General features: G+C 60.7%; 1 protein-coding gene. It reads left to right on the forward strand.

The genetic code is table 11. From position 1 onward, the window contains the following. On the forward strand, positions 1-471 hold a 471-nt coding region (locus tag SB771_RS33470), incomplete at both ends, for a 2-hydroxycarboxylate transporter family protein (RefSeq protein ID WP_410721849.1).

The raw sequence follows: 471 nt of genomic DNA on the forward strand, positions 1-471 counted from the left end.
GTGCGCAACATCGGCGCCGCCGCCATTTTCGCGACCTTCATTCCGTCCGCGCTAAGCTACTACCACCTGTTGCCCAAACCGATCCTTACGCTCACGACGGATTTCACGAAGTCGACCAATTTTCTGTACCTGTTCATTGCGTCGATCATCGTGGGCAGCATTCTGAGCATGGACCGGCGCGTACTGATCCAGGGCTTCATCAAGATCTTCATTCCGCTCGCGCTCGGCTCCGTCGCGGCCGGTATCGTCGGCACGCTCGTGGGTATGGCGCTCGGACTCGGTGCGCACCATACGTTCTTTTATATCGTGGCGCCGATCATGGCGGGCGGCGTCGGGGAAGGCGCGATCCCGTTGTCTGTCGGCTATTCGGAGATCCTTCACTTGCCGCAGGGCGACCTGTTTGCGCAGGTCCTGCCGCCGGTAATGCTCGGCAGTCTCACGGCGATCGTATTCTCCGGCCTGCTGGACAGG

It is taken from the genome of Burkholderia sp. SIMBA_051 (assembly GCF_046534915.1).
In the GTDB taxonomy this organism is placed as follows: domain Bacteria; phylum Pseudomonadota; class Gammaproteobacteria; order Burkholderiales; family Burkholderiaceae; genus Burkholderia; species Burkholderia ambifaria.